The sequence below is a fragment of the Anaerolineales bacterium genome, assembly GCA_022866145.1.
GTDB lineage: Bacteria > Chloroflexota > Anaerolineae > Anaerolineales > E44-bin32 > PFL42.
The window spans coordinates 1-7,248 of sequence record JALHUE010000504.1; the positions used below are offsets into that span (position 1 = coordinate 1).

The window sequence follows — 7,248 nt, forward strand, 5'->3', positions numbered from 1 at the left end:
GCCATGTTGATCTGGATGCCCCGCGACAGCTCGGCCTGGCCCTCCGGCTTGAGGTGATCGACCTTGGCACGGATCGTTAGCCCGGCCGTGTGGTCGGCCCCTTGTGGCGATGTGGCATAGGTGACGCCGGTCCCCTTGATTGCCCGCGGATCATAAGAGGCCATCGCCTGCCCCTTGACGACCGCCACGCGCCGGATGCCAAACACCCGCCCGGTGACAGCCGCGCCGCTTCCCAGGACACGCCCCAGCGGCGTGCCGCCTCGGATCTCGTCCACCAAACGCATCGCGCCGGAGGCATCACCGAATTCCATCTGCCCGGCTTCGGCGGCAACGCCCAGGGCGGCGCCGATCTCGATGGAATCCAATCCGAGATCATCGATCGCCGCGTTCAAGTGGGCGATCTGATCCAGGTCTCCGATCCCCAGATTGGAGCCCACAAGCCCGATGGTCTCGTATTCGAGCGGCGAGACGATCTTCTCGCCCTGGGCACTACCGAAGACATTCGAGCTGCGAATTGTGCAGCCGGCCATGCAGGCGTGGCTGGTGTCGCTGGGTTTGCCGCGCGCGAGCAGCACGTCCCGCATGTGTTCGCCGCTGATGCCCTCAATGCCCTCAAAGTGGCCCGTGGAGAAGCTGCAGGTCGGCAGCGCGCCAAAGCCATCGACCATGGCTGCCAGTCCTGCCGTCCCATAGTCCCGGTAGATCGCCGTTTGCGGATGCGCCATCAACTCCTGGGTGAAACGCTTCTGGGCGGCCTTGTATCCTTCCGGGTCGACGAGGGGTGGTCTTTCGCCCTGGCTGGCATCGATGACAACCGCCTTCAGCCGGCGGGCGCCCATGACGGCACCCAAGCCCCCTCGGGCGTTGATGCGCGACGGCTCATTATCCTTGTCCAGGTTCTGGATGCCGGCTGCCTGCAGGCGCATCTCCCCACCGGGCCCGATCAGAGCCAGCCCGACCTTCTTGCCGAAGCGCTCCAGCAGGCGATGAGCCGCTTCGTGAACCCCGAGCCCCGCCAGGTCATCCGCCGGCTGCAGTTCGCCGCCGGCTGCCGAAAGGTGAAGCAGCCACCAGCCGGAGGCAGGCAGGGCGCCTTCCAGGACCAACGCCTTGATGCCCAGGTACGCCAGTTTCAGGCCGGTGGATCCGCCAGCGTTGCTCTCCTTGATGCCGCCGGTCAGCGGGCTCTTGGCCCCAACCGAGATCCGGTCGCAAGAGGACAGCATGTGGCCAACCAGCAGGCCCGACGCCCACAGTAGTTTGTTGCCTGGGCCAAGGGGATCACAGCTGGGATCAATCTCGTCGAGCAGCACCCGCGCGATCAGTCCCCGCCCACCAAGCCGTACCCAACCTCCCGGCACCGGCTCGCGCCGAATGCGGCCTTCCGCCAGATTGACGCGCCACACACACTCATCCACGGTCAACTCACCTCAGCCTGTTCTCGGATCCGCTGAGAAGGCGCAATCCGGGGGCCTCCCCTGCTGCCCAACCAGGGGTTCCCCGATGGGCCTGGGCGGCGCAAGCTCGCGGCGCCGGACGCACCCCGCATGGACGGGATGACCTGGCCTGGGCGCAGCGCTACATCGGCAGCGCTTCGGCCTCCAGAATCCAGGAGAGACCGAGCCGCGAAAGAGTCTTGCCCGTCGGGTTCCCGGTCTGAGCATCCCACTCGGACAGCCGGTAGTACTCGTCCAGGGCATTCTGGATCTCCTCGTGCGATAGGGCGATCCCAGCCGAGGGCCCTTCTCCGGTTAGCGGCACATAGAACTTCGCCGGCAGCGTGTCCGCAGAACGGTCGAGCCCGAGGCGGGCGTTCATCGCCCGCATCATGTTGATCCTGCGCTCCCCCACAGCCAGCAGTTCATCAAGCGTGAAGTCCTGCCAGCCCGTTGCCACCCGAACGAAGTCGACGGTCTCGGCCGGGCCGTACAGCGTCCAGGCCGGGCCCCAGACGAACTGACACAGGCAGGCAGTATCCAGGAAGGAATAGAACTGCTGTCCTTTCAAGGCGAAGCGCACCTTGTCCGGGCCCAGCGACTTGGGAGGCAGGGTGTGCTCCAGGCCGAGGGCCTTCAGTCGGCCCATGTACAGCTCCGCTGCGCCGTCTTCGATCATCGGATCATGCTCGGAGGACTGGTGATCGGCGCCGAAGGGGTTGACGGCGTAGATCAAACCGAGCGAGCGCTTGGACTGCGGCATGTGGGCGGGAGCTTCAGCGCCCTTGACGGTGATCAGGTATTCCTGGCCTTTGCCCAGAATCTCGGCGGCCTTGCGCGAACCGTTGGCCAGGACATCGCCGAAACCCTCCCGGCGGGCGATCATCTCCGTCAGGCGCACCATGGCCTCCGCATCACCGAAGGGCGCCGCGAAGCCGATCTCCTTTTCCGTCAGCACGCCGGTGGAGAAGCACTCCATAGCCCAGGCGACGGTGGCGCCGGTCCCGATGGTATCCAGGCCATGCACATTGCAGATCTGGTTGGCGAGCGCCACGGCCTGCAGGTTGCCCACACCACAGTACGAGCCGAACACGGCCAGGGTCTCATACTCCGGCCCGCCGAACCGAGGCTCAACCGCACGTCCCGCATACTCGGCCTCGACTACCCGCTTGCAGCGCACGGTGCAGGCATAGCACGTGTCGTTCTCCTTGAGGATCGTATCCGCCAGCTTCTCGCCGGAGATGTTCTCGGACTCGGCGAACTGAGCAGCGTTGTAGTTGAAGGTCGGCAGGCTGCCGATATCGTTCTGGTAGGTGACGACGCCGGCGGTGCCATAGTCCCTCAACCCCAGGACGTCGGGGTTGTTCGGCACTTCGGCAGCCCCCCACTTGGCCAGCTCGTTCAGCCGGGCCGAATCTTTCCAGGGCAGCTTCTTGCTCGAGCCGCGCGCGACCACCGCCTTCAGGTTCTTCGATCCCATGACGGCGCCCATGCCCGTCCGGCCGTTGGCCCGGTTGTCCATGTTCATGATCGCCGCCAGGCGCACCAGCTTCTCCCCGGAGGGACCACACTGCGCGACTTCGATCTTGTCGTCTTTGAGCTCGGCCTTCAGCCGATCGGTCACCTCGGCGGTCGTCTTTCCCCAAAGGTGTTCTGCCGGGCGCAGCTCGGCCTGACCGTCATGCAGCCAGAGATAAACCGGCTGTTTGGCCTTGCCCCGGATCACCAGGCCGTCGAAGCCGGCGAAGCGCATTTCCGCCGGGAAGAACCCGCCGCACTGGCTGTCGCCGATGCCGTCCGTGAGCGGAGAGAGAGCGTTGGCCGCCATCCGGCTCTGACCGGAGATCGGGGCGCCGGTCAGCACGCTGACCATCATCGTCAGCACATTCTCGGGACCCAGCGGGTCTACCCGCCGCGGCAAGGCGCGCAGGATGTAGTACATCCCCATCGCCGAGCCGCCCAAGTACTTGCGGTAGAAGGCCTCCGTCGGTTGTTCGACCTCCAGCTTTCCCTGAGTCAAGTCAACATGCAGAATCCGTCGAGGGAAACCGTCAGCCATCTCACAGCCTCCTGGATTGTCCACGGTCACGCACCGACATCTGCCAGTGCCTGGTCCAGCGCCGCGGCGTACGTGCCGAGCGCAACCGCGATCTGCTCGCCGCTAACCATCAAGGGCGGAATGAAGCGAATGGCCTGGTCGTAGGTTCCACAGGTCAACAGCAGCAGATCCCGCTCATAGGCACGCCGCGCCGTGGCCTTGGCCAGCTCGGTCCACGGCCTGCCGTCTGGCGTGGTGAACTCCGTGGCGACCATCAGCCCGACTCCCCGAACATCCCCGATCGCCGGTCTCGCCGTCTGCAGCTCGCGCAGGCCGTCGAGCAGCACTTCTCCTTGGGTGGCCGCGTTCTCGACCATCTTCTCCTGGCGAATCGCCTGGATCGTGGCAACGGCCGCAGCGCAGGCCACCACGTTCCCGCCAAACGTGCCGCCGTGCGATCCGGAGATCCACTTTTCCATCAAGGAGCGGCGAGCGGCCAGGCCGGCCAACGGCAGGCCGGAGGCAATCCCCTTGGCCATTACCAGGATGTCGGGAACCACCGCGGTGTGCTCGACGGCAAACCACTTCCCGGTCCGCCCGATGCCCGACTGGACTTCGTCCGCAATCAAGAGAATCCCGTGGGCGTCGCACAGCTCACGCAAGGCGGGCAAGAAATCCGGCGGCGGGACAACATAGCCGCCCTCCCCCAGGACGGGTTCGATCAGGATGGCGGCGGTCTCCTCGGGGGCGGTTTGCGACTTGAGCAATAGCTTGAGTTCGTCGAGGCAGAATCGGCTGGTCGCCGCCGGATCCCACCCGTAGCGATAGGTATATGGATAGGGCGCGACGAACACACCGCCCGCCAGCGGTTGGAAACCGGCGCGATAGATGGTCTTGGATGTGGTCATCGCCATCGTGGCGTTGGTCCGTCCATGGAAGGATCCTTGGAAGACGATGACGTTGCTGCGTCGGGTGACATGACGGGCTAGCTTCACCGCACCTTCGATCACCTCGGCGCCGGAGTTGGTGAAGTAGAAGCTATCGAGGGGCGAAGGCACGATGCCCAGCAGTTCCTGCGCCAGACGCAGCATCGGCTGATGGATCACGATATTCGCCTGGCCGTGCAGCAGAAGGGCGGCCTGTTCCTGAATGGCTTTCACCACCTGCGGGTGGGCATGTCCCGTGCTGGTCACGCCAATGCCGCTGGTGAAATCCAGATAGCGCCGTCCGTCGGTGTCGATCAGGTAGGCGCCTTCACCCCGCGCCACCTTCAGGGTCCAGCTTCGGCTCCAGACGGGCGAGAGCAGGGAGAGTCCGTCGTCGGTCATCCGCGTAATTCCCTCCACGCAGGCGCCGGAGCGCTCCGACGCCGCATCGGCCGGCGGTCCTTCCAGGCTCACGCGGACCGCCTCATCCTAGCATGTCCCCGCCCTGGCATGAGAACGCACTCGTCCCGCTGGCTGGCGGTCCCCACCCCACTGTTCCCAGCGGACGACGGTCAGAGGCGCCTGACAACCTCGGCCAACGCCGTCAGCGTGTGGTCGATATCGGCCTCCGAGTGCGCCTCGCAGACGAACCACGGTTCCTTGCCATCGATCTCGTACTCGATGCCGCGCTGGCGCATGGCAGCATGGATTTGGACATACAGCTCCATGTCTGCCGCTTCCAGATCACGGTATTCCCGCGGCGGCTTCTCCAGCCCCAGCACGAAGGAGAACATCGCCGGCACGCCGGTCAGGGTGTGCGGCACGCCCTTCTCTGTCAGGATCATGTCGATGCCCTGCATCAGACGCTTGCCGCTGGCGGCAACGGTCCTCAGCGCCGGCGTGTTCTGGATCACCTCCAGCGTGGCCAGGGCTGCCGCCACTCCGGGGACGTTGCTGCAGTAGGTGCCGCCGTGGGCCATGCGTCCCGGTTCGATGACGCTCATCACCGCCCGCGATCCGCCGACCGCCGCCAGGGGGTAGCCGTTGGCCAGCGACTTGGCGTAGGTCATCAGGTCGCCGCGCACCTTGAAGTACTCGGTGGCGCCGCCGCGGGCGATCCGGAATCCGGTCTTGACTTCGTCCATGATCATCACGATGCCGAATTCGTCGCACAGGCGCCGGATGTGTTGCAGCCAGCCGCGGGCAGGCATGATGGTGGTCATGTTGGCGGCGATCGGCTCGACGATGATGGCCGCGATCTCGCCAGCGCGCGAGCGGACGACCGCCTCCAGCATCTCAAACTCATTGAACGGGAGGACGATCACCAGATCCCGCAGGCAGGCCGGCATCCCGGAGGAGTTGGCCACCGGCGTCGGGCTGCGCCGCGAGCCTAGGGCCCCGTAGGCGGTGTAGGCAGTCGACCACAAGGCATAGTCGTAAAACCCATGGTAGGCGCCCTCGAACTTGATGATCTTCTCGCGGTTGGTGTGCGCCCGGGCGATACGCAGGGCATGCATCGTGGCCTCGGTGCCGGAGTTGACGAAGCGAACCATCTCCACCCCGGGGCACATGCGCACCATCTTTTCCGCCAGCTCGATCTCCAGCAGGTGGCTGTGAGCGAAGAGTGTCCCCTTGTCGATCGCCGCATGCACCCTGGCGTTCACCCGGCCGTCGGCGTGGCCTAGGATGATCGGCCCGAACGCCAACCGGTAGTCGATGTAGCGGTTGCCATCGGCATCCCAGATGTAGGCGCCCTGGCCGCGGGCGATCACGGGCGTCTCGTCGCCCCAATAGCGGAAGTTCGAACTCACTCCCCAGGGCATGACCTTGCTGGCCCGGGCGAACGCCGCCCGGGTTTGTGACAGCTTGAGCGCCTCGGACATCCCCAGCCTCCTGAGCGGCCGATCCCTATCCGGCGGTCGATGCCCGGATCGCACCTTCGATGATCGCCAGGCCATGCAGCAGTTCGTCGCGAGTGATGCACAGCGGCGGGCAGGCAAACACCAGGTTCTTGTTGACAAAGGTCGAGAGCCCGTCCTGCAGCAGCCTGGACTTGATCCGGCCCATCACGGCCGCATCCAACGGGGCGCGGGTCGCGCGGTCGGACACCAGTTCCAGGACCGAGAACAGGCCGATCCCGCGAACGTCCCCAACCACGGGCAGACGGGATTGCATCGCCCGCAATTCCTCGATCAGCACCTCGCCCATCCGGCGGCTGTTCTCGATCAGCTGCTCTTCCTCATACACCTTGAGCGTGGCCAGTCCGGCGGCGCACGACATCGGATGGCCGTAGTACGTCAGCCCCATGTACAGCACCCGCTCGTCAAAATGCCGAGCGATGGGGTCGGAGACGACCACGCCCCCCAGCGGCAGATAGCCCGAGGTCACCCCTTTGGCGATGGTCATGATGTCCGGCACGACGTCCCAGTGGTCGACGGCGAACCACTTCCCGGTGCGCCCAAACCCGCTCATCACCTCATCCGAGATCAGGAGAATGCCGTACTTGCGCGTAATTTCGCGCAGCCGAGGCCAGTAGTCGTCCGGCGGGACCAGGATCCCGTTCGAGCCGGTGACGCCTTCCATGATCAGGGCGGCCACGGTCTCGGGGCCTTCGTACTGGATCATCTGCTCGATGTGGGTGATGCACTCCCGGTGGCAGGTTTCCGGGGTGTAGCCGAACACGCAGCGGTAGCAGTACGGGTCGAAGCAGTGCACCACGCCGGGGATGCCGGGTTCGACCGGCGGCCGACGGTAATCGCCGCTGAGGGTGATGGCGCCATAGGTCGCGCCGTGGTACGAGACGTAGCGGGCGAAGATCTTGTGGCGGCCGGTGTACAGCCGGGCGAAC

The 7,248-nt window shown here is 65.5% G+C and carries 5 protein-coding genes; all 5 read right to left on the minus strand.

Annotated elements, in window-relative coordinates:
* Positions 1-1,418: aldehyde ferredoxin oxidoreductase (locus tag MUO23_14685; GenBank protein ID MCJ7514196.1), on the minus strand; the 1,418-nt coding region annotated here is incomplete at its 3' end.
* Between the two features lie 160 nt (positions 1,419-1,578).
* Complete coding sequence (locus MUO23_14690; protein MCJ7514197.1) at positions 1,579-3,495, minus strand: aldehyde ferredoxin oxidoreductase family protein; 1,917 nt, start codon at positions 3,493-3,495, stop codon at positions 1,579-1,581.
* A 26-nt stretch (positions 3,496-3,521) separates the two neighbouring features.
* The gene (locus MUO23_14695) at positions 3,522-4,874 is read right to left on the minus strand and encodes an aminotransferase class III-fold pyridoxal phosphate-dependent enzyme (GenBank protein ID MCJ7514198.1); all 1,353 of its coding nucleotides are present in this window, start codon (positions 4,872-4,874) and stop codon (positions 3,522-3,524) included.
* Between the two features lie 98 nt (positions 4,875-4,972).
* Positions 4,973-6,283, minus strand: a complete 1,311-nt coding sequence (locus MUO23_14700) for an aspartate aminotransferase family protein (GenBank protein ID MCJ7514199.1) — start codon at positions 6,281-6,283, stop codon at positions 4,973-4,975.
* 25 nt (positions 6,284-6,308) lie between these two features.
* A partial coding sequence (locus MUO23_14705; GenBank protein MCJ7514200.1) for an aminotransferase class III-fold pyridoxal phosphate-dependent enzyme occupies positions 6,309-7,248 on the minus strand: 940 nt, incomplete at its 5' end.